This is a genomic window from Pseudomonas sp. 22526 (genome assembly GCF_052044735.1).
Taxonomy (GTDB): domain Bacteria; phylum Pseudomonadota; class Gammaproteobacteria; order Pseudomonadales; family Pseudomonadaceae; genus Aquipseudomonas; species Aquipseudomonas piscium.
Window position 1 is genome coordinate 350702 of record NZ_JBQENK010000001.1, and the last position, 25134, is coordinate 375835.

A 25134-nucleotide genomic window follows, 5' to 3' on the forward strand; every position below is an offset into this window, starting at 1 on the left:
CAAACTCCTTTACAGGCAGAGACGCGTTTCAAAAAGCGTTCGACGGGTCGCCAGGTTCGGCACTTATTAGACCAGTCGTCTAGTTGTCAGGCCAAAAATACCCGCTGGTTAGCAGCGGGTATCAAAGGATCTGTTTAATTCAGCTTTCCAGCATCGCCCGGGTAGTGATCATGGCGTCTTCCAGGGGCCGGACATCACGGTGCAGCTTGCACATCAGGCTCGCCCCCAGCCACAGCTGATACAGGCCGGTGGCGGTCTGGCGGGCGGCGCTGGCCGGCAGGGAACCGTCGAGGTGGCCCTGCTCGATGCAGGCGGCCAGGCGGTCGATGATCTGCTCGGCGCCGTCGCGCAAAGTGATGCGCATCATCTCGGAGAGGTCCGCCACTTCCGCGCTCAGCTTGACCACCAGGCATTTCTGCTCGTCGCCAGGCACGCAGTAGTTGTCCAGCCAACCCTGCCAATAGCTCATCAAGCGCTCGCGGGCACTCTGGCCAGGGGTGGAGAAACCTTGGTCCATGCTCGCCAGGTAATGTCGGAAGTAGTCCTCCAGCAAGGTCTGGCCGTACTGCTCCTTGGATTTGAAGTAGTGATAGAACGAGCCCTTGGGCACGCCGGCCGTCTGCAGGATCTCGTTGAGGCCGACACAGGTGAAGCCCTTGCCGGCCATCATCCGGTGGCCAGTGTCGAGCAAGTGTTGGCGGGTGTCGTCGTAGGTGGGTTTCATGACGCGGAGGATATCCTTGATTAGACCAGTCGTCTAGAAAGTTTCAGCGGCCTGCGATTATAAGCGCGCCACGCCGCAAATCCGTTATTGGCGTGACGCTGTGCCCTGCCCCCTCCTCTCTGCCAACCGCCACCTAAGGCGTGGCAAACACCCCGGTATCTGTCAGTGTCCGGACATCGACTCGATGGGGAAAGATCTTCTTGGCCACGAACAGGTCGTCGACTTCCTGCAAGGCCTGAACATCCTGGGCCTGCACCGGCAGCAGCGACTCGTCGCCCCAGCGGCGCAGGGTCTGCGACACCTCCAGTGGAATGTCATTGACCCTGGCGAAGACCCGGGCGTATTCGTCCGGGTTCTGCTGGCCCCACTCCAGGGCCTTGGAAAAACGTTGCAGGACGTCGCTCAGGGCCTGGCGCTTCAGTGGGTCGCTGAGCACCTCGTCCGAGGCGGTGATGAAGTTCAGCCCGGTATTGATGCCCTCGCCGCTGATCAGCACCCGGGCGCCCTGCTGCTCGGCGAAAGCCTGATACACGCCGAAGGTGGCCCAGGCTTCGATTTGCCCGGCATTGAAGGCCGGCAAGGCGTCGGTCGGCAGCACGAAGCCGACCTTGACGTCCTTCTCGTCGACCCCGGCGTTGGCCAGGGCACGAATCAGCAGGTACTGGGCAATGCTGCCGCGGGCCGACGACACCACCACATTGCGCCCCTTGAGGTCGGCGACGCTGCGGATCGGCGAATCCGCCGGCACCAGGATCGCGATGCCGCGCGCCTGGCCGCGGCGCACCGCGACGATGCGCAACGGCGCGCCACCGGTGGCCGCCGCCAGCACCGGGGTGTCGCCGGCCGGCGCCAGGTCGACGGCACCGGCGCGCAAGGCTTCGAACAGCGGCGCGGCGCCCTGGAAGTTCGCCCACTGCACCTTGTACTCGATGCCCTCCAGGGCGTTCGCCGCCTCCACCACCGTGCGCAGGCCCTTGGCCTGGTCACCGAGGATCAGGGTGACGCCGGACAGGTCCGAGTGTTTCGTCGAGGTGGATTCTGTCTTGCTGCTTTCACCGCAACCGCCAAGCAACAGCATGGCGCCCGACAGCAGCAGGGCCGTGGTTTTCCAGAAACGCGTGCCTTGGCTTATCAAAAACTCAGCCATGGGCAAACCGCCGGATGCTGTTGTTGGAAGACTGACGCGCGGTCCCGGCTGCTTGCGGCGCAGGTTCCACCGCTTCCACCCCCAACAGGCCCAGCAAACGCGCGCGGATTTCCTGGAAACCCTCCTGGCCGGTGTCCCGCGCCCGTGGCAGGTCGATGTTCAGTTGCTCGGCGATCTTGCCGTTGGCCAGCACTATCACCCGATCGGCCAGGAGGATGGCTTCGTCGACGTCGTGGGTCACCAGCAGCACCGCCGGCGTGTGCTTGCGCCAGAGGTCGATGATCAGCCGGTGCATGCGGATCCGGGTCAGCGCATCCAGCGCGGCGAAGGGTTCGTCGAGCAACAGCAGCTTGGGCTCGCGCACCAGGCCGCGGGCCAGGGCCACGCGCTGGGCTTCGCCGCCGGAGAGCGTCGCCGGGTAGGCTTCCAGCCGATGGGCCAGGCCGACTTCGGTCAGGGCCTGCACCGCGCGGGCCTTGGCATTGGGAATGCGCAGGCCGAGGATCACGTTCTTCCAGGCGCGCTTCCAGGGCATAAGGCGCGGCTCCTGGAACACCGCCGCCCGTGCCTTGGGCACCCGCAGCTGGCCGCTGTCGATGCTGTCGAGCCCGGCCAGGCTGCGCAGCAAGGTGGTCTTGCCCGAACCGCTGGCGCCCAGCAGCGCGACGAATTCCCCCGGGGCGATGTCCAGGTCCAGGCCGTCGATGACCCGTTGCTCGCCGAACTGGCGCACCACATTGCGCAGTTGTACCGGGTGGGCGGCTTTGGCCGTGTCCACAAGATCGATGCTCGACATATCAATTCCTCACGAAAGTTGGGCGCCAGGCCAGGGCAAAACGTTCCAGGGTGCGGATCAGGCCGTCGATCAGCAGGCCGAGGACGCTGTAGATCAGCAGGCAGATGACGATCACGTCGGTGCGCATGAAGTCCCGCGCATCACTGGCCAGATAACCGATGCCGGCGGTGGTGTTGATCTGCTCGACGAACACCAGGGCCAGCCAGGAAATCCCCAGGGAATAGCGCAGGCCGACGAAAAACGAGGGCAAGGCGCCCGGCAGGATCACGTGCCAGATCAGCTCGCGCCGGCTCACGCCCAGGGTGTTGGCGGCCTCGATCAGCTTGGGGTCGATATTGCGGATGCCGGCGAACAGGTTCAGGTACACCGGGAAGGTGGTGCCGGTGACGATCAGGGCGATCTTGGTGAACTCGCCGATGCCGAACCAGAGAATGAACAGCGGCACCAGGGCCAGGGAGGGAATAGTGCGCAGCATCTGCATCGGCGAATCCAGCACCACCTCGCCGCGTTTCGACAGGCCGCTGATCAGCGCTGCGACCACCCCGATGCTGACGCCGATGCTCAAGCCCACCAGCGCCCGTTGCAGCGACACCAGCAGGTGCTTGCCCAGCTCACCGGAGGCGATCATGGCCCAGAGCGTGCCGCCGATCTGCGACGGCGCGGCGATCACCCGCTGGGGAATCAGCCCCCAGCGCGAGGCCAGCTCCCACAGCAACAGCAGCAGGATCGGGCTGATCAGGCGCAGCAGCGCCTCGGGGGGGCGCCAGTTGCGCAGCCACTGCGGAATCCAGCGCGCCCCACCCTGCCCTGCACCGCCCCGGCGAACGGCCTTGTCGACGGAAAACGAACTGCTGGCGCCCGGTGTATCGAAAGTCTTGTCGCTCATCAGGCTTCCTTCCTCATCAAGCCCATGGCCGGAGGCGCCATGTTTCAGCTTCGGATTTATGCTATTCGCATAAAAAACCGCAGTGAAATTCTTTTTGGGAATAACCTAATATGATTAAAAATCAGATAGAAGATGAACCAGATAAATTATTTGCATAGTAAGGCGGCTCGGCCAGCGTCCTTCGCGGAGAGCGCGGGCACTGCGTTATAAAATGCGCTTTGCTGATGCAAGAACATTTAAATAATCAATTAATTTAATAATTAACTTAGAACAAAACGGCATTTCACACCCCGCCGCGCTGCGCCTACTTTCGACACCACGGACCGACCCCTTGCCCGGTGGAGGCTGAATCACGCCTATTGGAAGCAAACAAGGAATCCACCATGAGTATCGAATTCATCGGTTTTATCGGCGGCCACCACGCCTCGGAAATCCACCCGCGCAGCGGCCCCGTCCTGCAACCCGATTACGTGGAGGCAGTCGCCCGCGCCCATGAAGACGCCGGCTTCGACCGTGCCCTGGTGGCGTTCCACTCCAACAGCCCGGACAGCACCCTGATTGCCGCGCACGCCGCCAGCGTGACGAAAAAGCTCAAGTTCCTGATCGCCCATCGCCCGGGTTTCGCCGCGCCGACCCTGGCCGCGCGCCAGTTCACCACCCTGGACGTGTTCAATGGCGGGCGCACCGCGGTGCACATCATCACCGGTGGCGACGACCGCGAACTGCGCGCCGACGGCAGCTATATCGGCAAGGACCAGCGCTACGCCCGCACCGACGAATACCTGGACGTGCTGCGCCAGGAATGGACCAGCGACCAGCCCTTCGACTATCAAGGCCAGTATTACCAGGTCGAGGGCGCGCATTCGGCGGTGCAGTCGCCGCAACAACCGCATATCCCGCTGTATTTCGGCGGTTCCTCGGCGGCGGCCATCGCCGTGGCTGGCAAACATGCCGACGTGTATGCGCTGTGGGGCGAAACCTACGAGCAGGTGCGCGAAGTGGTGAGCCAGGTGCGCGCCGAGGCCGCCAAGCATGGCCGCAGCATCAGGTTCAGCCTGTCGTTGCGGCCGATCCTGGCGGACACCGAGGAGCAGGCCTGGGCACGCGCCGAACGCATCCTGCAGCAGGCCACGGCCCTGGCCGAGCAGAATGGTTTTGTCCGCCGCGAACCACCCAATGAAGGCTCGCGCCGCCTGCTGGCGGCAGCAGCCCAGGGCACGCGCCTGGACAAGCGCCTGTGGACCGGCATCGCCGGGCTGCTCGGCGCCCAAGGCAATTCAACGTCCCTGGTCGGCACCCCGGAGCAAGTGGCCGAAGCCCTGCTCGACTATTACGACCTGGGCATCACCACCTTCCTCATTCGCGGTTTCGACCCCCTCGAGGATGCCATCGACTATGGCCAGCGCCTGATCCCGCTGACCCGCAAGCTGGTGGCCGAGCGCGAGCGGCTGGCCGCGGAAAAAGTCGCCTGACCTGGAGCCCCGACGCATAGAGCCCTGATCGCCCTGTAGCCGCTGCCGCAGGCTGCGATCGGGGCACAGCCCCGCCAACCTGACGGCGCGGTATCACTGACACGCGGCGGAGCCTGGCTTGGCGACCGCTACGCGGTCGTTCGCAGCCTCGCTTTGGCTCGGCAGCGGCTACAAAACCGTATCGCTGAACAGCCCCTGTAGCCGCTGCCGAAGGCTGCGATCGGCTGCGCAGCAGACGCAAAACCGGAGAGTGCGGTCTGTCAGGCAGGCCGCGTCTTGCGGATTCACGACTGCTGCGTCGGAATGCCGCCCAAGCCGATCGCAGGCTGCGCCAGCGGCAGTGCGTAAGCGTGCTGGCGTGTCCGGACCATCACTCCTTGTAGGCCGTATCGCTACGCTCCAACTGGCGGATCAATGCATTCCAATGCCGGGCGACACCCGGCCCATCACCACTCTTGAAGGACTCAGCCTGCTTCTCGACCTTGGCCACCACATCGGCCGGTGGGTAGATCAGTTCGGCATTGCCGCTGGCCTGGGCGGCGATCTGGATATTGCAGGCGCGCTCCAGGTAATGCAGTTGCTGGAACGCATGTTCGACGCTGATGCCCGCGGTCAGCAACCCGTGGTTGCGCAGGATCAGCACGCTCTTGTCCCCCAGGTCCGCCACCAGGCGTTCGCGCTCATCGAGGTCGAGGGCGATGCCTTCGTAACCGTGATAGGCCACGCGCCCGGAAAAACCGATGGCGTGCTGGGAGATCGGCAACAGGCCGTCGCGCTGGGCGGACACCGCGATGCCGTCGCGAGTGTGGGTGTGCAGGACCGCCTGCAGGTCGGGACGGGCGCCGTGGATCGCGCTGTGGATCACATAACCGGCGTAGTTGATGCCCAGGCCCGTGGGGTCGTCGACGATAGTGCCGTCGATATCCACCTTGACCAGGTTGGAGGCACTGATTTCGTCAAACAGCAGGCCGAAGGCGTTGATCAGGAAATGCTCGTCGGGCCCCGGCACCCGCGCGGAGAAGTGCGTGTAGATGTGGTCGGTCCACTTGTACAAAGCCGCCAGCCGGTAGGCCGCGGCGAGTTTCACCCGTACCTCCCACTCTTCGGGGCTGACACGCTGGCGGACATTTTTCGAGACGCTGGATAACGGGCTGACGCTGCTCATGGCAAAACTTCCTGGATGGCCTTTAAGGAACTCCAGCAAGCCTAGGGGAAGGCAAAAAATAATAAAAAGCACATTTTAATCTAAGCTAATTATCATTATTTTTTATTTTAAATCGCCCCGTTCTCTCCCTTATGCAGCACTCTTGATCTTCTGCAACGAGCCGGCGACCAGCTTGCCAAAGGCATCCACCGGCCCTTGCAGGTTGCCGAGAAAATGCGGGTAGATCAGCCACAGGTCCATCACCGGCTTGAAGTCCTTGAGCGGCATCACCGCCAGTTGCTCGCGGTGGGCGCTGCGCTCCAGCAACGGCCGCGGCACCAGGCCAAGACCCAGGCCATCGGCGACCAGGCCCAGCTGCAATTCGGTGCCGAAGGTTTCCAGGTTGACCCGCAGGGCCAGGCCCTGGTCCGACAGGGTGCGTTGCAGGCCGGCGCGGAAACCGCAGCCGTCCGGATTGAGAATCCAGCCGTTCTGGTAGATATCGGCAAGCTTGCACGGGCGCTTGGGCAATTGCTCCTTGGCGCAGACCACCACCAGTTCCATCTTGCCGATCGACTCGCCGACGATGTTGTCCGGGAAGATCTTGCCGGCCGGGAACAGCGCGGCCGCCGCGTCCAGCTCGCCGCGCTCGATCTTGCCCACCAGCTGGCTGCCCCAGCCCGTGGCCACCTGGGCACGCAACTCGGGGTATTCGACCCGCAGGTGCTTGAGGGCATCGAGCAGCACCACATCGCCGATGGTCTGCGGCACGCCCAGGCGCAACAGCCCGGTGGGCGGCGCGTCGGTGGCCACCAGCTCGCGCAGGGCATCCATCTCCCGCAGGATCAGCCGGCACTGCTCATATACCCGGGTACCTATCAGGGTGGGCTTGAGCGGCTTGGTATTGCGGTCGAACAGCTCCACGCCCAAGGCCTGCTCGAAGTTCTGCACCCGCCGGGTGATCGCCGGTTGCGTCAGTTGCAAGGTCTCGGCGGCATGGCTGATGGACTGGCAACGAATCACTTCGACAAAGGCGTCGATATCATCAATTTTCATTTGGCCCGCACATAGAGAACAGTCATTAAGATGTTCGAAAAGCATAGTTTGAATGTTGATAGCTGGATAGCCTGGCGCATCTATCGATAACGTCTAACGCTATTCACAAGGGTTCTAAATTCCTTTCAGCTATAACCTAATCATAAAAAAATAGCATATTAAGAAAAATCATTATGCTTAAATCCTGAAAACGAACCCTGATATCGAACCTAGACCACGAGCACGGAATCGCCATGACCCAGGCCCGACACCCGGAGAGACTCAGAGCATTCATCGGCGCCCTGGCGGAGCTGATCGACAGCAACCCCCGCGAAGGCGATTTGCTGCACCGCGGCGGCAAGCTGCTGGCCCAGCTGGTCAGCCATGACGACTGGTTGCCCGAGGATTTCGCCCGGCCAGACCCGGAACGCTATCAACAGTACCTGCTGCACGCCGATTCCCGGCAGCGCTTCAGCATCGTCAGTTTTGTCTGGGGGCCGGGGCAACGCACGCCGATCCACGACCACCGGGTCTGGGGGCTGATCGGCATGTTGCGCGGCTCGGAGTACTCCCAGGGGTTCGCCCGTCACGACGACGGCAGCCTGCGGGCCGAAGGCAAGCGGATCCAGCTGCTGCCCGGCCAGGTCGAGGCGGTGTCGCCGAAGATCGGCGACATCCATCAGGTCAGCAATGCCTTCGACGACCAGGTGTCGATCAGCATCCATGTCTATGGCGCCAATATCGGTGCCGTGCGCCGCGCGGTGTACCAGAGCGACGGCAGCGAGAAACTGTTCATTTCCGGTTATTCCAACGCCTTCCTGCCCAATATCTGGGACCTGTCCAAAGAGAGCCAAGCCCTATGAGCACTGCCCCTACCCGCTCCTACCCAGAGATTCGCCAGGCGCTGCTGAACCGTGAAGAGCTGGCCCTCGTCGATGTGCGCGAAGAGGCGCCTTTCGCCCAGGGACATCCGCTGTTCGCCGCCAATATCCCGCTGTCGAAACTGGAGCTGGAGGTGTATTCACGGATTCCCCGGCGCGATACCCAGGTCACCCTCTATGACAATGGCGAAGGCCTGGCGGACAGCGCCGCGCAACGCCTGCAAGCCTTGGGCTACAGCAATGTCAGCCTGCTCGAAGGCGGCCTGCAAGGCTGGCGCGATGCCGGCGGCGAGTTGTTCATCGACGTCAATGTGCCGAGCAAGGCCTTCGGCGAACTGGTGGAAAGCCAACGGCATACGCCGTCCCTGGCGGCGGAAGAAGTCCAGGCCCTGCTCGACAGTCAGGCCGATGTGGTGGTGCTCGACGCCCGGCGCTTCGACGAATACCAGACCATGAGCATTCCCCGAGGCATCAGCGTGCCGGGGGCGGAGCTGGTGCTGCGCGCCCGCGAGCTGGCGCCGGACCCGGCGACCCGGATCATCGTCAACTGCGCCGGACGCACCCGCAGCATCATCGGCACCCAGTCGCTGATCAACGCCGGCATCGCCAACCCGGTGGCCGCCCTGCGCAACGGCACCATCGGCTGGACCCTGGCCGGGCAGGCGCTGGAACATGGCCAGTCGCGGCGTTTCGCCCCAACCAGCGAAGCCCATCGAGACAGCGCCGCCCAAGACGCCCGGCGGGTGGCCGACAAGGCGCGAGTGGGCCGCGCCACTCTGAGCGAACTGCAACGCTGGCAGCAGGAAACGCAGCGCAGCACCTACCTGTTCGATGTGCGCACCCCGGAAGAATTCGAGGCCGGCCACCTGCCCGGCGCCCGCTCCACCCCTGGCGGACAGTTGGTGCAGGAAACCGATCACTTCGCCAGCGTGCGCGGCGCGCGCCTGGTGCTGGTGGACGACGATGGCGTGCGCGCCAATATGTCCGCCTCCTGGCTGGCGCAGCTGGGCTGGCAGGTCTACGTGCTGGATGACTTGCAGCCCGCGCACTTCAGCGAACAAGGCCCCTGGCAGGCACCGGTGCCTGCGCCGCGCCAGGCCGAGGAAATCAGCCCGGACACCCTGGCCCAGTGGTTGGGCGAAGGTGGCACTGTGGTACTGGATTTCACCAGCAGCGCCAACTACGTCAAACGGCATATCCCGGGGGCCTGGTGGGCCTTGCGCGCGCAGTTGCCGGAGGTCCTGGCCAAGCTGCCGCCCGCCGAACGTTATGTGCTGACCTGCGGCAGCAGCCAGCTGGCGCGGCTGGCGGTCGCCGAGGTCGAGGCCCTGACCGGCAAGGCGGTGTTCCTGCTGCACCAGGGCACCGCCAGCTGGATCGCCGCGCAGCTACCGCTGGAGACGGGTGAAACCCGCCTGGCCTCGCCGCGCATCGACCGTTATCGCCGGCCCTACGAGGGCACCGATAACCCCCGCGAGGCGATGCAAGCCTACCTGGACTGGGAATTCGGGCTGGTGGACCAGCTGGCCCGCGACGGCACCCATGGTTTTTATGTGATCTGAACCCTGTGAATTGAAGCCCGGCTTATGTGCCTTCACCGGCCCATAAGCCACCCGACGCAACACCCGGACCGACCCCTTTCTCCAGGCGGAGGTGACCCCAAACCACCGACACCCGCCTGGAGCCTGTCGTCATGCGCGTTACCCTGCCCTTCATCACCCCGCTATTGCTGGCCGCCACTTTCTGCCTCGCCATCACTGTGCAGGCCGCCGACCTGCAGCCGCTGCGGGTGGCCAATCAGAAGTCCACGATCAAGGTCTTGCTGGAAGTCTCCGGCGAGCTGAAGGACGTGCCTTATGAGATCCAGTTCTCCGAGTTCCCCGCCGCCGCGCCCCTGGGCGAGGCGCTGAATGCCGGTGCCGTGGATATCGGCGCCCTGGGCGATGCGCCCTATGTGTTCGCCCTCGGCGCCGGCGCGCCGCTCAAGGTGGTCAGCATCGTCCACGCCGAGGGGCGCTACACCACGGCCATTCTCGCACCCAGGGATTCGCCGCTGAACGACGCCCGCGACCTCAAGGGCAAGCGCATCGTCACCACCCGCGGCTCCATCGGCCACTTCCTGGCGATCAAGGCCCTGCGCAGCGTCGGCCTGAGCACCCAGGACGTGCAGTTCATCTACCTGCTGCCCAGCGAGTCGCGCATCCTCCTGGACAACGGCAGCGCCGACGCCTGGTCGACCTGGGACCCCTACACCACCATCGCCACCACCCAGAGCCAGGCCAAGGTGCTGGCCAGCGGCGACAGCCTGCTGAGCAACCACCTGTACCTGGCCGCCACCCGCCAGGCGATCACCGACAAACGCCAGCAGCTCGAAGACTTCGTCGCCCGGGTCGATCGCGCCTACCGCTGGACCAATGCCCATCCCCAAGAGTTCGCCGCCGCCCAGGCCCAGGTCACCGGCCTGCCGCTGGCCGTGCACCTGGCGGTGGCCAAGGCCACGCACATGCAGCCGGTGGCGATCGACGACCAGGTCATCGGCGGCCTGCAAACCACCGCGGACATCTACCGCGAGGAAGGCATCCTCACCCGGCCCATCGACGTTTCCCAAGGCTTCGACAAGAGCTTCAACGCCCCGCGCGTGCAACTCAACCAGGCATCCCGCTGACCCAGCGACAGACTCAGGAGCACCCCCATGAGCAAACAACGTCAATTGAAATTCGGCGCCATGGTCCATGGCGTCGGTCACGGCTGGGGCGAATGGCGCCACCCGCAGGCCCTGGCCAACGCCAGCGTGAACTTCGACTTCTATAAGCAGCAGGCGCAACTGGCCGAGGCGGCCAAGTTCGACTTCGTGTTCATCGCCGACAGCCTGCACATCCATGAAAAATCCAGCCCGCACTACCTCAACCGCTTCGAGCCGCTGACCATCCTCTCGGCCCTGGCCGCCAGCACCCGGCACATCGGCCTGGTGGCGACGGTCACCGTCAGCTACACCGAGCCGTTCCAGGTCGCCCGCCAGTTCGCCTCGCTGGACCATATCAGCGGCGGTCGCGCCGGCTGGAACGTGGTCACCTCCTGGCTCAGCGGCACCGCCGACAACTTCGGCAAGGCCGAGCACCCGCCCCATGCCGTGCGCTACCGCATCGCCCAGGAACATGTGGCGGTGGTCCAGGGCCTGTGGGATTCCTGGGAAGACGACGCCTTCGCCTACGACAAGCACAGCGGTGAGTTCTTCACCCCCGGCAAGCTGCATGCCCTGGAGCACAAGGGCGAATTCTTCTCGGTGAAAGGCCCGCTGAACATCGCCCGCTCCCGGCAAGGCCAGCCGGTGATTTTCCAGGCCGGCACCTCGGAGGACGGGCGCAATTTCGCCGCCGAGAATGCTGATGCGATTTTCGTCAACGCCGAGGGCTTCGACCAAGCCCGCGCCTACTACCAGGACCTGAAACGCCGTGCCAGCGGCTTTGGCCGCGATCCGCAGCTGCTGTCGATCCTGCCCGGCATCCGCCCGATCGTTGGCCGCGATGCGGCGGAGGTCGAAGAGCGCTACCAGCAGGCGGTAGCGCTGGTGAGCATCGAAGACGCCATAGTCGCCCTTGGCCGGCCGTTCAACGACCACGACTTCAGCCAGTACCCGCTGGACGCACCCTTCCCCGAACTCGGCGACCTCGGCGCCAACAGCCAGAAAGGCGGCTCGGAGCGGATCAAGCAGCTGGCCCGCGACGAAGGCCTGAGCTTGCGTGAAGTGGCCCTGCGCTTCTCCCGGCCACGGCGCGACTTCGTCGGCACGCCCGAGCAGGTCGCCGATGCCATTCAGACGTGGTTCGAAGGCGGCGCGGCCGACGGTTTTATCATCAACTCCCTGCTGCCAGACGGCCTGCAGTATTTCACCGAGCGGGTGGTGCCGGTGCTGCAACAGCGTGGCTTGTTCCGCGGCGAGTACAGCGGCCAGACCCTGCGCGACAACCTCGGCCTGCCGGTGCCGGTCAACCGCTACGCCAACACCTCCCAGGCCAGCGCAGCCCAGAGCGAGGCCGTGGCATGAGCCAATACCTCAACCGTCGCGGCTTCCTCACCGCCAGCTCGCTGGCCCTCGGTGCCCTGGGCTTGTCCTCATTAGGCCTTGCCACGCGCGCCTTCGCCCAAAACAACAGCCTGGCCGACCTGACCCTGGGGGTCGCCACCTACCGTGGGCAAGACTCCTACTTCGTCGAGGACGCCGGTACCGCCAACACCCCCTATAAAGTCGAATACTCGGAGTTCGCCGGCGGCAACCTGATAGTCGAGGCCCTGGCCTCGGGCAGCCTGGATGTCGGCGGGATGAGCGAGATTCCGCCGATCTTCTCGATCCAGAGCCATCGCCAGCCACGCCTGATCGCGGTGCTGCAAGGCGACGTGAACAACCAGGTGTTCCTGATTCCCAAGGACTCGAAGGTCGAGTCGGTCGGCCAATTGCGCGGCAAGCGGGTCGGCTACGTGCGCTCCACCACTTCGCACTACTTCCTGATCAAGGCCTTGAAGGAACAGGGCCTGAACATGAACGACATCACCGCGGTGGCGCTCACGCCCCAGGATGGGTTCAGCGCCTTCCAGAGCGGCCAGCTCGACGCCTGGGTGATCTATGGCGTGTTTATCCAGCTGGCGAAATTCCGCAGTGGTGCCCGGGTGCTGAAGACCGCCCTGGGCTACCTGTCCGGCAATTACCTGATCGCCGCGCGACCCGCGGCCCTGGAAGAGCCGCTGCGCAAGCAGGCGATCCAGGACTATATCCAGCGCCAGGCGCGCACCCTGGAATGGATCAATAACAACCCCGAGCCCTGGGCGAGCAAGTCGGCGCAGTTGCTGGGCGTCGACAAGGCGGTATTCCTCGACATGTACAACAACCGCAGCCAGCCGTCGCAGATCATCGCCGTCAACGACCAGGCCATCGCCTCGCAGCAGGCCGTCGCCGACCTGTTCTTCGATGCCGGCGTGCTCAGCGAACGGCTCGACGTCAGCCCCCTGTGGGACCGAAGTTTTGCCTTGCTGCCGCTATGAACCGGCTCCCAGCCTCCTTGATCGAGTGAAGTAATCATGAGTCTTTCTTCCCCACTGCCGCCCTTGCTGCACCCGGTCGAGGTCGCCGACTTCGACGCCTTGCTGCAACGCCTCGGCCAGCAACTCGGCGCCACGGCCCATCTGTATGACCAGAGCGGCGCCTTTCCCCGGGACAACTTTGCCCTGCTGCACCAGCACGGCCTGCTGGCCCTGACAGTGCCCAAGCACCTGGGCGGTGGCGGCGCCAGCCTGGCCCAGGCGCGCAAGGTGATCAGCGCGGTGGCCAAGGGCGAACCCTCCACCGCACTGATCCTGGTGATGCAGTACCTGCAGCATTCGCGCCTGCAAGACAGCCAGAGCTGGCCCGAAGCCCTGCGCCTGCGGGTGGCCGCCGATGCGGTGCGCGACGGCGCGCTGATCAATGCCCTGCGGGTCGAGCCCGACCTTGGCACCCCGGCCCGTGGCGGCCTGCCGGCGACCATCGCCCGGCGCACCGCCGCCGGCTGGCGCATCAGCGGGCGCAAGATCTACTCCACCGGCAGCCATGGCCTGAGCTGGTTCAGCGTCTGGGCCCGCAGCACCGACGAAGACCCGCTGGTCGGCGCCTGGTTGGTGCACAAGGACAGCCCCGGCATCAGCATCGTCGAGGACTGGGACCACCTGGGCATGCGCGCCACCTGCAGCCACGAAGTGCTGTTCGACAACGTGCTGGTGCCGCTGGACCACGCTGTCAGTGTCAGCCCCTGGAGCGCACCGCAGCCGGAGCTGGATGGCGACGGGTTCCTGTGGATGGCGGTGCTGCTGTCGGCGGTCTACGACGGCATCGCCCAGGCCGCGCGGGACTGGCTGGTGGGCTGGCTGGAACAACGCAAGCCGTCCAACCTCGGCGCGGCGCTGGCGACCCTGCCGCGCTTCCAGGAAACCCTTGGCCATATCGATACCCTGCTGTTCGCCAATCGCAGCCTGCTGGATTCCGCCGCCGAAGGCCGCACGCCGGCGAGCAACGCCGCGCAGTTGAAGTACCTGGTGACCGGCAACGCGATTCGCGCCGTCGAGCTGGCCATCGAGGCCTCCGGCAACCCCGGCCTGTCGCGCCACAGCCCGCTGCAACGGCATTACCGCGATGTGCTCTGCGGTCGTGTCCACACCCCGCAAAACGATGCCGTGCTGCAAGGTGTCGGCAAGGCGGTATTCGCCCAGCGCCAGAACAAGGACACGCCATGACCCAGCTCGTTATCGCCAGCCAACTGGATGCCGACTTCAACGCTGTGATCCGCCAGCGCCTGGCGCTGACTCACCCGGGGGCCAAAGTGCTCGACGTCCCCGTCGGCGTGCCCAGCGACCTGCCGGCCGAGGTCAGCATCCTGCTGGCGCGGCCGATCAATGTGCGGGGTTACCTGGCGCCGGAGACGCCGCCTCCGGGCTGGCCATATGCGTTGCAGTGGGTGCAGGTGGTGTCGTCCGGCATCGACTTCTACCCCAGGTGGCTGTTCAACGGCCCGCCGGTCAGCACCCTGCGCGGCAGCGGCGCGGAGAACATCGCCGAGTTCGCCCTGGCCGCGATCTTCGCCGCGGCCAAGCACCTGCCGCAGATCTGGGTGCATGACCCGCACTGGAATTTCACCGCGCTGACCCCACTCAAGGGCAGCACCCTGGGAATTCTCGGCTTTGGCGCCATCGGCCGCAGCCTGGCGAGCAAGGCCCGGGCCCTGGGCCTGAATGTGCTCGCCCTACGCCAGAGCCAGGCGCCGTTCGAGGTCGAGGGCGTGCAGGCGGCGCGGGATATCCATGAGCTGTTCGCCCGTAGCGACCATCTGGTGCTGGCGGCGCCCCTGACCGAAGCGACCCGGAATATCGTCGACCGCGAGGTGCTGGCCAGCGCCAGGCCCGGCCTGCACCTGATCAACATCGCCCGCGGCGGCCTGCTGGACCAGGAGGCCCTGCTCGCGGCCCTGGACAGCGGGCGCATCGGCCTGGCCTCGCTGGACGTCACCGAACCCGAACCCCTGCCGGCCGGCCACCCGCTGTACAGCCATCCCCGGGTGCGGCTGTCGCCCCATACCTCGTCGGTCTCCACCAACAGCCGACATGAGATCGCCGACGGCTTCCTGGCCAATCTCGAGCGTTTTCTTGCAGGACAGCCTTTGGAGAATCCGGCCAATCTCGAGCGCGGCTATTAAGTAGCGCCAGACGCTCCACCGCTATCGCGGGCAAGCNACCTGTAGGAGCGAGGCTTGCCCGCGATTTCGTTTCTGAATCCTAAACATAAACATCAGAAATACGCATTTATTATCTTTATTAAATTACATATTTTTATAATTAACTTATAACTATTCAGACTTTTACACCGCGTATTTATACAAATACTGTTACATCCAGCACCGACCACCCGACCAGGTGGAGGCCCACGGAACTGCATTTTTTCCGGCCGACACCACTCCACGGTCAATAGCTCCACCCGAACCTGAAACCGGCCCAAGCCCCCCGCCGCCATGGCTTTCAAAGCATGGCCCCGGCGCAGCTTTGCCCGAAAAAGCATAACAACGCCAACCTACACACCGGGGTTCACCATGCAGCACTTCACCGCACAGAGCCTCCTGCTCGACCGCGCCTATCCGCAATCGGTGGGCTACGTGCCCGCAAGCGGCGCCCGCTACTACGCGGTCAACGACCCGCGAACCCTCTTGCTGTCCGTGCGCTACGACCTCTGACCCCCTCATCGGCAAACACGCCAAGGAGTACCTTATGGCTTTTACCCGCAGGCAACTGATTTCCCGTATCGCCGCCGTCGGTGGTTATTCCGCCGCCGTCGGCGCCCTCGATGCCCTGGGGCTTGCGCCCAAGGCGCTGGCGGCGAGCTTCGACCCGCTGCAGCTGGGCAGCAGCGGCAAAGGCAAGCATGTGGTGGTGGTCGGCGCCGGCATTTCCGGGCTGGTCAGCGCCTATGAACTGCGCAAAGCCGGTTTCAGCGTGACCATCCTCGAAGCCCGCGAGCGGGTCGGCGGACGCAACTGGACCCTACGCCGTGGCAGCAAGGTGGAGTTCGACGACGGCGTCAGCCAGACCGTGGACTTCGATGAAGGCCAGTTCTTCAACGCCGGCCCGGCGCGTATTCCCAGCCATCACCAGACCCTTCTCGGCTATTGCCGCGAACTGGGCATCGAGCTGCAAGTGCTGGTCAACAGCAGCCGCAATGCCCTGGCCTTGCCGGACGCCCGGCAGCCGGCGTTCCAGCTGCGCCAGGCAGTCAACGACAGCCGTGGCCAGCTGTCCGAACTGCTGGCGCGCAGCGTCAGCCGCAAGGCCCTGGACCAGGACCTGAGCACCGACGATCGCCAGGCGCTGCTGAATTTCCTCAAGGTCTATGGCGACCTCAACGCCGACTTCAAATACACAGGTTCAGTGCGCTCGGGCTACACCCGCCTGCCCGGCGCGGGCGACCAGACCGGTATCACCCGCGCGCCGCTGGAATTGCAGACCCTGCTCAACCCCAAGCTGTGGGGCGCGCTGGTGTTCGATGAAATCCCCGAGTTTTCCTCGACCATGTTCCAGCCGGTGGGCGGCATGGACCGGATTCCCCTGGCGTTCTACGACAAGCTCAAGGACGCGGTGCGTTTCCACGCCGAAGTCAGCGACATCCAGACTTCCGAGCAAGGCAGCCGCATCACCTACAAGGACCGCCAGACCGGCAAGAGCCAGACCCTGAGCGCCGACTACGCCATCGTCACGGTACCGCTGCCGCTGCTGGCCAAGCTGCCGAGCAACTTCAGCACGCCGTTCAAGCAGGCAATCCTCAGCGCCCAGAGCGACCAGGCGAACAAGGTGGCCTGGCAGTCGCCGCGCTTCTGGGAAACCGACTTCAACATCTTCGGCGGGCTGTCCTACCTGGACCACGAGGTCAAAGGCCTGTGGTACCCCAGCGACCGGCTGAACAGTGCCCAGGGCATCCTTATCGCCGCCTACAACACCAGCGCGGCGGCCCAGGCCTTCAGCCAGAAATCCCTGGCCGAGCAGTTCGCCTCCTCGCGCCAGGCCGTCGAACTGCTGCACCCCGGGCACAGCGCCAAGCTGCAAAAACCGGTGGCCATCAACTGGTCCAAGGTGCCCTTCAGCAAAGGCCCGTGGATCGTCAACGACGAGGTCGGCGAACAGGCCTACCACATCCTCAACCAGCCCCAGGGCCGCACCTACCTGGCCAGCGACGCCCTGGCCCATGGCGGCGTCGGCATCTGGCAGAACAGTGCCGCCGATTCGGCGCGACGCATCGTCAGCCTGATCGGCCGCCATGCCGAACGCCAGCAACCGGGCGTTGCCGCCTGATTTCCCCACTGATTTCCCAAGCAAAAAGGACCGACCGATGAAAACCACCACACTGCTCGCAGGACTGCTCATGACCGCCACCGCCTTCACCAGCCTCAGCCACGCCGACGAGATCAAGCGCATCGCCCTGCCCAATTCCAACTTCCCGATTTCCCTGGCGGTGGCGGTGCCGGCGCAGACCGAGCTGCTGTTCGTCAGCGGCCTGCTCGCCGACCTGCACGACCCGCAAGCGCCGAAGGAGTCCTTTGCCGCCTACGGCGACACCGCGACCCAGACCACCTCGATTCTCAACAAGCTCAAGGGCGTGCTGCACAGCCAGGGCCTGGACCTGGGAGACGTGATCCAGCTGCGGGTGTTCCTGGTGGGCGACCCGGCCAAGGGCGGCAAGCTGGATTTCGCCGGGTTGCAGCAAGGCTATACGCCGTTCTTCGGCAGCGCCGAACAGCCGCACAAACCGGCGCGCACCGCGGTGCAAGTGGTCGCCCTACCGCTGCCCGGCGGCCTGGTGGAAATCGAAGCCGTCGCCGCTCGCAAGAAGTGACCCGGACCTAGCCGATATTCAGGAGCCCCCTCTCATGCTCAAGCGCTCAACTGCCCGACGTACTGCAGCGGTCTATCGCCCGTTGTTGCTGCCGCTGTCGATTGCCTGCGGCCTGGCTTCACCCAACCTGGTGGCCGCCGAAAGCGCCTCGTCGACCCTCGATACGGTGGTGGTCACGGGCAACCGTGGCACCGCCGAACGCACCGTGACCACCAGCCCGACGCCGATCGACGTGGTCACCGGCGAACAACTGCGCGCGGTGGGCAAACCCAGCCTGCTGGAAGCGCTGAGCAAGTTCATCCCGTCCTTCAACCTGCCCGACCGCGCCGGTTGGGACGCCAGCGGCGTGGTGCGCTCGGCCACCCTGCGCGGGCTCACCGCGTCCCATGTGCTGGTGCTGGTCAACGGCAAGCGCCGGCACACCAGCGCCACCTTGAACATCAACGGCATCAACAGCGGCGCGGCGCCCAGTGACCTCGACCTGATCCCGGTGGCGTCCATCGACCATATCGAGGTACTGCGCGACGGCGCCGCGGCGCAGTACGGTTCGGACGCGATTTCCGGGGTGATCAACATCATCCTCAAGCAGACCACCGGCGGCAGTTCCGACACCACCCTCGGCCAGGGCTACGACGGCAAGCGCGGCACCGCCCAGGAGGCGCTCAACTATGGGTTCCAGGTCGGCGAGGCCGGGGTGCTGAATGTCTCGCTGGACACCCGTTACCAGGAGCGCGACAACAAGGCCGGCAGCAACGGCTACAGCAGCCATTACTACCCGCTGGCCGACGGCTCGCCCGACCCGCGCGAGGCCGATGCCAGCCACCACACCTACAAGGGCTACGGCCTGCCCCGCAGCCAGCTGGCCGATGTCGGCTACAACCTCGACCTGCCGCTGAACGACGCCGTCACCCTGTATTCGTTCTCCACCCTGGCCACCCGGGAGAACAACGACGGCCAGAACTTCCGCCTGCCCAACGGCCGCAACACCATCACCACCGGCCCCAATGGCTACCCCAACGGCTACAGCCCCTACTGGCTGGTCAACGAAACCGACTTCCAGTCGGCGTTCGGCGCCAAGGGCGGGGACTTCGGTGGCTGGGCCTGGGACCTGAGCAGCACCTACGGGCGCAACTATGCCAAGCAGCGCACCTACGACAACCAGAACCCGTCCCTGGGGGAAAACACCCCGAACAAGTTCACTTCCGGCATCTATATCGCCGACCAGTTGACCAGCAACCTGGACCTGAAGCACAGCTACGAGATCGGCCTGGCCAAGCCCCTGGACGTGGCCTTCGGCTTCGAGCACCGGCGCGAAAGCTACGAGACCCGCGCCGGCTCCGAAGCCTCCTATATCGATGGCGGCTATGTGTTTCCCGCCGGCCACCCGCGCGCCGGGCAACGCCCCGACCCGGGGGCCCAGGTGACCAATGGCATCAGCCCCGAGGATGAGCAGAAGATCAGCCGCAACAGCGTCGCCAGCTACATCGACCTGGGTTTCTACCCCGTGGAGCAGTGGTATGTGGGCCTCGCCGCGCGCTACGAGCACTACAACGAAGGCGTGGGCGCCACCCGCAGCGGCAAGCTCAGCACCCGCTACGAGTTCAACCCGGTGTTTGCGCTGCGCGGCACCATCAGCAACGGCTTTCGCGCGCCGTCCCTGGCCAACCAGATCTTCACCGCCCGTTCGACCGGCTTCGACACCATCAATGGCGTCTACCAGTCCTACAACTACGTGATCCTGCCGGTGGACTCGGCCGGCGCCCAGGCGCTGGGGGCGCAGTCCCTGAAGCCGGAGCGCTCGACCAACTTCAGCCTGGGCTTTGCCCTGACCCCCAGCGAAGACCTGAGCCTGACGGTGGACGGCTACGTGATCAACCTGCGCGACCGCCTGGTGCTCAGCGAACGCTTCCAGGGCCCCGGTGTGGCCGCCCTACTTGACAGCATCGGCGTGCCCGCCACCGCTGGCGCGCAGTACTTCACCAACGGCGCCAACACCCGCACCTCCGGGGTCGATGTGGTGGGCAATTACCGGCAGAACCTGGCCAGCTACGGCTCGGTGAAATGGACCGCGGCGCTGAACTACAACCACACGCAAATCCTCAGCGTCAGCGACACCCCCGCGCAACTGAGCGCCCTGGGCAGCAACTTCCAGCTGCTGGGACGGCAGTCGCGGGCGCTGCTGACCAAGACTTCCCCCAGCAGCAAGATGATCTTCTCCGCCGACTGGGCGATCCGCGACTTCGACGTCAACCTGCGGCTGACCCGCTACGGCACCTACACCGAGGTCAACAGTTCGAGCAACCCGGACCTGGACCGCAGGTACTCGGCCAAATGGATCACCGACCTGGACGTGGCCTATGCCTTCGACAAACAGCTGACAGTGGCGGTGGGCGCGCAGAACCTGTTCGACAAGTACCCCGACCATATCGGCGTCAGCAACTCGTCGTTCGGCGACAACTGGGGCAGCTATTCGCCCTTCGGCTTCACCGGCGGTTACTACTACACTCGTGTGCAATACGCCTTCTGAGGTGCCCCGCGGCAGAGGCAATGCGCGGGCGCCGGGCTTCGATGCGACGCCGGGCTCCTGCCCCCAGGCGTCGCCCTTTTTGACCGCGAGCTTAGCTGCCCATGACTGACGTGTTCGCCAAGGTGGCCCTGGGGCCGCTGTTACTCGCCCAGGGCCTTTACACCCGCTGGGTCACGCCCAAATTGCCGGAGGCCGAGGGCCCGCGTCAGGGCGGGCATGCCGACGCCAACGGGCCGGCCCTGCGCTTGTTGATCCTCGGCGATTCCGCGGCGGCGGGTGTCGGCGCGGGTACCCAGGACGAGGCGATGGCCGGCCGGTTGGTGGCCGGACTGGCCGGCGACTTCCGGCTGTCATGGCAGTTGCGGGCACAGTCCGGGCTCGATTCGCAGCAGTTGTTCCAGCTGTTGGACGCTGGCCCGGCCGAGCCCTTCGATGTGGCCCTGGTGTCCATCGGCGTCAACGACGTCACCAGCACCATCGCCGCGGCCGAATGGCAGGCGCGGATCTCGCGCCTGATCGAACTCTTGAGCGAGCGCTTCGAGGCCAGGCACATCCTCTTCCTGCCCGTGCCGCCCATGCACCTGTTCCCCGCCCTGCCCCAGCCGCTGCGCTGGTACCTGGGCCTCAGGGCCCGGCGCTTCAACAGCCTGCTGGTCGAGTTGCTGGACGGCCTGGAGCACTGCACATTGCTGGCGACCCGCTTCCAGCCGGCCGCCAACCTGATGGCCGGCGACGGTTTCCATCCCTCCCCGGTGCTCTACCAGATCCTTGCGGATGAAGCGGCGCAGGTGATTCGCCAGCGCTACGGTCGTTAAGCCACTCCCTGTCCTCACACCAGCCCCAGCCCTGGACGCCGGCCAATAAACCCCGGGGTTTCGCGCATGGTGCCGGTCAGCCTGCCCGATATCATTGGCTGGCCGGTTCGCAGGCGCCTGTCAGCGCTGAACCGGCGTCCTGACGTTCACCTCGATCCCCAACGGACCCGATACCTTATGCCCGCACCCACGCTTGCCGGTGGACGGCGTTCGAGCAGCTTTTTGTTTTGCCTGGCACTGTCCTTGATGGTGCCCCTGATGAACAGCAGTGCTCCGACCCCGCTCTACCCCTTCTACCAAGAGCAGTTCGACCTGAGCGCGCTGGACCTGACGCTGATTTTCGGCGCCTATGGCATCGGTGTGCTGATCGCCCTGGTGGCCATGGCGCGGATCGCCGGCAGTGTCACGGATCTACGCCGCCTGTTCATCCCCGCCAGCCTGCTGGTGCTGGTCGGTGCCGCGGCCTTTGCCCAGGGCACGTCCCTGGGCCCGCTGTGCGCGGCGCGGCTGCTGGCCGGCCTCGGCTCGGGGGTGATGACCGCGGCGGTGAATGTGGCGCTGGTGCGTTTCAACCCGGGGCACAACGACAAGTTGCCGGCCCTGGTGGCGACCCTGGCGATGGTCTCGGGCCTGGCCCTGGGGCCGCTGGTCAGCGGCGCGGCGTTGCAGCTGGAGCTGTGCCCCCTGGCATCGCCCTTCTGGCTGATCGCCGCGCTTGGCCTGGCGTCGGCGGTCGCGACCCTGATCCTCTGGCCGTCCCGGGCTGCCAGCGATGCGGCGGCGCCCGCTCAGGAGAACACCCGCCCGGCCAGCCTCAGGCAAGCCTTGCGTGGCATCGGCCTGCCCTTTCACCTGTGCGCCTGGAGTGTGTTCTTCAGCTGGTCGTTCGCCGCCTGCGTGTTCGTGATCGGCCCGCAGGTGGCGCAGCAGGTGTTTGGCCTGGAGGACCGCGGGGTCTTTGGTTATGTGATCTGCGCCTACCTGCTGATCGCCGGCCTGAGCCAGCTCTACTGCCAGCGCCTGGACGCCCGCCAAGCGCTGCTCAGCGGTTGGCTATGCCAATGCCTGACGTTGCTGATCCTGCTCCTGGCCTGCTACAGCGAGGCTCTGTACCTGGCCCTGCTGGGCCTGGCGATCGGCGGTTATGCCTATGGCGCGCTGTTCGTCGGCAATGCCCGCCTGGTCAACCAGTTGGCGCCCCGGCACAGCCACGGCAAATTGATTGCCTACTTCTACGCCACCGTCTACCTGTTCAACGCCACACCCGTGCCCTTGGGGCTGCTGGTGGATGCCTGCGGCATCGTCACCGCCAGCAACCTTGCGCTGGGGCTGTTCCTGGTCATTGGCCTGGGCTTGTTCGCATTGGCTCGGCGTACTCGTTTTGCGGCTCGCTGAGTCGTTCCGGATGCGCTGCACAAAACGGATAACAACCTGCAGCAGGTGGATATCAGGCGCCCGACAACGGCCATAACCTGACGGGGACTGAAGCCTCACACGCCCGAGCAGGTCCCCATTACCCGGTAGGTCACACTATGGGTCTGGCCCTGGTGGTCGATGTAGACCAGGGTCGCCGGCACTACTTCGCACGCGGTTGAAGTGGGGCTGACCGAGACCACTTTGGCGATGTCCAGCTCCTGGTTGCCGCTATAGGTCGTTGCGGCTTCGTTGGCGGCCATCGCGGCGCTGGCGGTGAGGGCCAGCAGCATACCGAGCAAGGTTTTCATCTTGGTTTCTCCTGTTTTTCTCTGTCGTGGCTTGATTCTAGGCTCAGGCCGGCGGCGATAAAGAGGACCTTGCCTGATGCAGCCTTGCGCATTACGTAACAGTTACCACGCCAGGGAGCCCCATGGACCTGCATCACTGCATGAACACCTTTGTCCGCGTCGCCCAGACCGGCAGCTTCACCGCCGCGGCCAATGCCCTGGACCTGTCCACCGCCCAGGTGTCGCGGCTGGTCAGCGACCTGGAGGACTATCTGCAGGCGCGCCTGCTGCAACGCACCACCCGGCGCATCAGCCTGACCGAAGCGGGCGAACGTTTCCTGCCCAGGGCCCGGCAGATGCTCGACGACATGGCCGAGGCCACCCATGAGGCGCGCGGCGCCCATGTCGAGCCCAGCGGCCGGCTGCGGGTGCACAGCCTGAACGGTTTCGGGGTGCTGATGACTCCGTTGAGCGCCCGCTACTGCGAGCGTTATCCGGACGTGGTGTTCGAACTGACCCTGTCACAACGCAACCCCGACCCGCTGGAAGAAGGCCAGGACGTGGTGATTTCCATCGGCGCCGAACTGGGCGACTCGCAATTCGTCGCCCAGCCCATCGGGCAGATCTACAGCGTTGTCTGTGCCTCCAAGGATTACCTGGAGCGACAGGGCACGCCGAGCCACCCCTCACAGTTGCCCGACCACCGCTGCCTGCGCCTGCTCGACCCACCCTATGGCGAAGAATGGATCTTCAGCGACGACAGCGGGACCTGGCAGGTAGAGCCGGGCAAGACCTTCCGCTGCAACGTCGCCGAATCCATGGCCCACGCTACCGAAGCCGGCCTCGGCATCAGCCTGCTGCCGTTCTACGCGGTCACCCGTTTTCTGCGCGAAGGCAGCGTCGTGCGCCTGCTCGGCAACCACCGGCTGCGCCAGCGCAATGTCTATGCGCTGTACCCTTCCCGGCGCTTCCTGGATGCCAAGGTGAAGACCTGGGTCGACTTTCTCAAAGTGGAATTGCCCAAGCTGCTGGCCGAGCAGGAAAGTGTGGTCAATGACAGCCGGTACTGGAGGTGACCTTCGTTACCGATCCTGGCAGAACAGGATTATCTACATGCTAAAGTGTATTCAATCTTGTTGATCGTCCAGAAAAGGTGCCCCCATGGATCCGCTTTCCGGTGTCCTGTCGCTGCTGAGAATCCGTAACTACCATTCGGCGGCCTTGAAGTTGGGCGGCGACTGGGCCTTCGACTTTCCCAGCCGGGCCGGCATCAAGTTCACGGCGGTGGTCAAGGGCAGTTGCTGGGTGAAGGTCAGTGGCGAGCCAACGCCGCAACTGCTCCAGCAAGGCGACTGCTTCCTGATGACCCGCGGCGTGCCCTTTACCTTGTCCAGCGACCTGGGGCTGCCGGCCATGGATTCCGAAGGGCTGTTTCAAACCCCGGCCCCGGACGAAATCACCCTCGACTACGGCGGCGACGATGTGCAGCTGGTCGGCGGGCGCTTCGATTTCAGCGGCGTCCCCACCCAGTTCCTGCTCAGCGCCCTGCCCTCACTGGTGCATGTGCAGGGCAACTCGCCCCAGGCGTCGATCCTGCGCTGGGCATTGGAACGCTTTAGCGCCGAGCTGCAACAACAGCGCCCCGGCCGCTCGCTGATGAACGAGCACCTGGCGCACATCATGCTGGTCGAGGTGCTGCGGGCTCACCTGGCTGCCCTGGAACCTGACAGCCTGGCCAGCGAGGGCATGGGCTGGTTCTTCGGCCTGGCGGACCGCAACCTCAGCGTCGCCCTGAGCGCCCTGCACGCCAATCCGGCGCGACGCTGGACAGTCGAGGAACTGGCGCGGCTGGCGGCCATGTCGCGCTCGGCCTTTGCCCTGCGCTTCAAGCAGATAGTCGGCGCCGCGCCAATGGAATACCTGACCCACTGGCGCATGCTGCTGGCCGGTGACCGCCTGAGAAACTCCGGCGACTCGGTGGCCTCCATCGCCTTTTCCCTGGGCTATGAATCCGAGAGCGCCTTCAGCACCGCCTTCAAGCGGGTCATGTCGCACTCGCCACGCCAGTACCAGCGCGAGCAGTCGGCCGCTGTCGAGGCTTAGGTC

Annotated in this window: 23 protein-coding genes; 16 read left to right on the plus strand and 7 right to left on the minus strand. The window is 65.0% G+C overall.

Translation table 11 applies throughout. From position 1 onward, the window contains the following. Positions 1 to 139: 139 nt before the first annotated feature. The 4 genes from ACTJKT_RS01575 to ACTJKT_RS01590 all read right to left on the minus strand — a co-directional run bounded on the left by ACTJKT_RS01575 (position 140) and on the right by ACTJKT_RS01590 (position 3553). On the minus strand, positions 140 to 724 hold the full coding sequence (locus tag ACTJKT_RS01575; protein ID WP_025808864.1) for a TetR/AcrR family transcriptional regulator: 585 nt from the start codon (positions 722 to 724) through the stop codon (positions 140 to 142). Between the two features lie 133 nt (positions 725 to 857). After that, complete coding sequence (locus ACTJKT_RS01580; protein ID WP_440785929.1) at positions 858 to 1871, minus strand: ABC transporter substrate-binding protein; 1014 nt, start codon at positions 1869 to 1871, stop codon at positions 858 to 860. Then, on the minus strand, positions 1864 to 2667 hold the full coding sequence (locus ACTJKT_RS01585; RefSeq protein ID WP_440785930.1) for an ABC transporter ATP-binding protein: 804 nt from the start codon (positions 2665 to 2667) through the stop codon (positions 1864 to 1866). Before ACTJKT_RS01585 ends, ACTJKT_RS01580 begins: the two co-directional genes overlap by 8 nt. A 1-nt stretch (position 2668) precedes the next feature. Then, positions 2669 to 3553, minus strand: coding sequence for an ABC transporter permease (locus ACTJKT_RS01590; protein ID WP_440785931.1), 885 nt, complete (start codon positions 3551 to 3553; stop codon positions 2669 to 2671). A gap of 383 nt (positions 3554 to 3936) precedes the next feature. Between ACTJKT_RS01590 and ACTJKT_RS01595 the strand changes: the two genes are divergently transcribed. After that, positions 3937 to 5025 carry an LLM class flavin-dependent oxidoreductase gene (locus tag ACTJKT_RS01595; protein ID WP_440785932.1) on the plus strand — a complete coding sequence of 363 codons (1089 nt, stop codon included), beginning with the start codon at positions 3937 to 3939 and terminating at the stop codon, positions 5023 to 5025. 370 nt (positions 5026 to 5395) lie between these two features. Here the strand turns inward: ACTJKT_RS01595 and ACTJKT_RS01600 are convergent, their stop codons facing one another. Beyond that, positions 5396 to 6190 carry a class II aldolase/adducin family protein gene (locus tag ACTJKT_RS01600; protein WP_440785933.1) on the minus strand — a complete coding sequence of 265 codons (795 nt, stop codon included), beginning with the start codon at positions 6188 to 6190 and terminating at the stop codon, positions 5396 to 5398. Positions 6191 to 6319: 129 nt separating this feature from the next. Continuing rightward, entirely contained in the window at positions 6320 to 7225 is a 906-nt protein-coding gene (locus ACTJKT_RS01605) for a LysR family transcriptional regulator (RefSeq protein WP_440785934.1), read from the minus strand. Between the two features lie 233 nt (positions 7226 to 7458). Here ACTJKT_RS01605 and ACTJKT_RS01610 point away from each other — a divergent pair, with 233 nt between their 5' ends. From ACTJKT_RS01610 to ACTJKT_RS01670, 13 genes are all read left to right on the plus strand, one after another. Then, the gene (locus ACTJKT_RS01610) at positions 7459 to 8067 is read left to right on the plus strand and encodes a cysteine dioxygenase (RefSeq protein ID WP_440785935.1); all 609 of its coding nucleotides are present in this window, start codon (positions 7459 to 7461) and stop codon (positions 8065 to 8067) included. Next, positions 8064 to 9647 (plus strand): rhodanese-related sulfurtransferase, encoded by a 1584-nt coding sequence (locus tag ACTJKT_RS01615; RefSeq protein WP_440785936.1) that lies wholly within the window; start codon positions 8064 to 8066, stop codon positions 9645 to 9647. The genes ACTJKT_RS01610 and ACTJKT_RS01615 overlap by 4 nt, the downstream gene beginning before the upstream one ends. A gap of 131 nt (positions 9648 to 9778) precedes the next feature. After that, entirely contained in the window at positions 9779 to 10750 is a 972-nt protein-coding gene (locus tag ACTJKT_RS01620; protein ID WP_440785937.1) for an ABC transporter substrate-binding protein, read from the plus strand. 27 nt (positions 10751 to 10777) lie between these two features. Continuing rightward, on the plus strand, positions 10778 to 12130 hold the full coding sequence (locus ACTJKT_RS01625) for an LLM class flavin-dependent oxidoreductase (RefSeq protein WP_440785938.1): 1353 nt from the start codon (positions 10778 to 10780) through the stop codon (positions 12128 to 12130). Continuing rightward, complete coding sequence (locus ACTJKT_RS01630) at positions 12127 to 13122, plus strand: ABC transporter substrate-binding protein (RefSeq protein WP_440785939.1); 996 nt, start codon at positions 12127 to 12129, stop codon at positions 13120 to 13122. Before ACTJKT_RS01625 ends, ACTJKT_RS01630 begins: the two co-directional genes overlap by 4 nt. Before the next feature lie 36 nt (positions 13123 to 13158). Then, complete coding sequence (locus ACTJKT_RS01635) at positions 13159 to 14346, plus strand: acyl-CoA dehydrogenase family protein (RefSeq protein WP_440785940.1); 1188 nt, start codon at positions 13159 to 13161, stop codon at positions 14344 to 14346. Further along, on the plus strand, positions 14343 to 15302 hold the full coding sequence (locus tag ACTJKT_RS01640) for a D-isomer specific 2-hydroxyacid dehydrogenase family protein (RefSeq protein ID WP_440785941.1): 960 nt from the start codon (positions 14343 to 14345) through the stop codon (positions 15300 to 15302). The genes ACTJKT_RS01635 and ACTJKT_RS01640 overlap by 4 nt, the downstream gene beginning before the upstream one ends. A gap of 390 nt (positions 15303 to 15692) precedes the next feature. Further along, positions 15693 to 15833, plus strand: a complete 141-nt coding sequence (locus tag ACTJKT_RS01645) for a hypothetical protein (protein ID WP_440786066.1) — start codon at positions 15693 to 15695, stop codon at positions 15831 to 15833. Positions 15834 to 15867: 34 nt separating this feature from the next. Beyond that, a complete protein-coding gene (locus ACTJKT_RS01650; protein ID WP_440785942.1) occupies positions 15868 to 17442 on the plus strand; it encodes a flavin monoamine oxidase family protein in 1575 nt (524 codons plus the stop codon). A gap of 37 nt (positions 17443 to 17479) precedes the next feature. Next, positions 17480 to 17983 carry a RidA family protein gene (locus ACTJKT_RS01655; RefSeq protein ID WP_440785943.1) on the plus strand — a complete coding sequence of 168 codons (504 nt, stop codon included), beginning with the start codon at positions 17480 to 17482 and terminating at the stop codon, positions 17981 to 17983. Positions 17984 to 18017: 34 nt separating this feature from the next. Then, on the plus strand, positions 18018 to 20510 hold the full coding sequence (locus ACTJKT_RS01660) for a TonB-dependent receptor plug domain-containing protein (protein ID WP_440785944.1): 2493 nt from the start codon (positions 18018 to 18020) through the stop codon (positions 20508 to 20510). A gap of 101 nt (positions 20511 to 20611) precedes the next feature. Then, positions 20612 to 21325 carry an SGNH/GDSL hydrolase family protein gene (locus ACTJKT_RS01665; protein ID WP_440785945.1) on the plus strand — a complete coding sequence of 238 codons (714 nt, stop codon included), beginning with the start codon at positions 20612 to 20614 and terminating at the stop codon, positions 21323 to 21325. A gap of 177 nt (positions 21326 to 21502) precedes the next feature. Beyond that, on the plus strand, positions 21503 to 22720 hold the full coding sequence (locus ACTJKT_RS01670) for an MFS transporter (protein ID WP_440785946.1): 1218 nt from the start codon (positions 21503 to 21505) through the stop codon (positions 22718 to 22720). Between the two features lie 95 nt (positions 22721 to 22815). Here ACTJKT_RS01670 and ACTJKT_RS01675 read toward each other — a convergent pair whose 3' ends face one another. Next, complete coding sequence (locus tag ACTJKT_RS01675; protein WP_440785947.1) at positions 22816 to 23049, minus strand: DUF2790 domain-containing protein; 234 nt, start codon at positions 23047 to 23049, stop codon at positions 22816 to 22818. A 122-nt stretch (positions 23050 to 23171) separates the two neighbouring features. Between ACTJKT_RS01675 and ACTJKT_RS01680 the strand changes: the two genes are divergently transcribed. Continuing rightward, complete coding sequence (locus tag ACTJKT_RS01680; protein WP_440785948.1) at positions 23172 to 24104, plus strand: LysR family transcriptional regulator; 933 nt, start codon at positions 23172 to 23174, stop codon at positions 24102 to 24104. 85 nt (positions 24105 to 24189) lie between these two features. Continuing rightward, positions 24190 to 25131 carry an AraC family transcriptional regulator gene (locus ACTJKT_RS01685; protein ID WP_440785949.1) on the plus strand — a complete coding sequence of 314 codons (942 nt, stop codon included), beginning with the start codon at positions 24190 to 24192 and terminating at the stop codon, positions 25129 to 25131. Positions 25132 to 25134: the final 3 nt, after the last annotated feature.